The organism is Tetragenococcus solitarius NBRC 100494 (genome assembly GCF_001544195.1).
In the GTDB taxonomy this organism is placed as follows: Bacteria; Bacillota; Bacilli; order Lactobacillales; family Enterococcaceae; genus Tetragenococcus; species Tetragenococcus solitarius.
Window position 1 is genome coordinate 1 of record NZ_BCPY01000089.1, and the last position, 807, is coordinate 807.

1 protein-coding gene is annotated in these 807 nt (G+C 36.7%); it reads left to right on the forward strand.

Annotated elements, in window-relative coordinates:
- The first annotated feature begins 71 nt into the window (after positions 1 to 71).
- Positions 72 to 752 carry an IS6-like element ISTeha2 family transposase gene (locus tag TS1_RS12230; RefSeq protein WP_016897246.1) on the forward strand — a complete coding sequence of 227 codons (681 nt, stop codon included), beginning with the start codon at positions 72 to 74 and terminating at the stop codon, positions 750 to 752.
- Positions 753 to 807 lie beyond the last annotated feature (55 nt).

Here is an 807-nt window from a genome sequence, read left to right on the forward strand (position 1 = left end):
TTCTGTTGCAAAGTTCCCCATAACACCTGATTTATTGTAAAATGTAATAAAAAAGAATGCGAGGACAACAGATGAATCATTTTAAGGGCAAACAATTCCAAAAAGACGTGATTATTATCTCTGTTGGGTATTATCTTCGCTATAATTTGAGTTATCGTGATGTTCAAGAGATGTTATATGATCGTGGCATTAACGTTTCTCACACAACAATTTACCGTTGGGTTCAAGAATATGGTAAGCTGATCTATCAAATCTGGAAAAAGAAAAATAGACAGTCCTTTTATTCGTGGAAAATGGACGAAACTTATATTAAAATTAAAGGGAAGTGGCATTATCTCTATCGTGCAATCGACTCAGAAGGCATGACACTGGATATTTGGCTAAGACGAAAGAGAAATACTCAGTCTGCTTATGCTTTCTTTAAACGACTATACAAGCAGTTTGGGGAACCGAAAGTTATCGTGACAGATAAAGCACCATCAATTGCTAGTGCTTTTAGGAAGTTACAAAAGCAGGGGCTATACAGCGAAACTGAGCACCGGACAGTCAAGTATCTCAATAACTTAATTGAGCAAGATCATAGACCTGTTAAACGTCGAAATAAACTTTATCAAAGTCTTCGTACTGCATCAACTACGATTAAGGGCATAGAAGCATTGAGAGGCATATACAAAAAGAACCGAAGAAATGGAACGCTCTTCGGCTTTTCGGTATCTACTGAAATTAAAGTTTTGATGGGTATACCAGCATAGTCAAAGTATCAGAATGGGACTTTTGTACTCAGTATTGAAACTTTGCAACAGAACC

Excerpts from the sequence above, each read along its gene's own strand:
- TS1_RS12230 (WP_016897246.1), top strand. The coding sequence starts at position 72 with ATGAATCATTTTAAGGGCAAACAATTCCAAAAAGACGTGATTATTATC.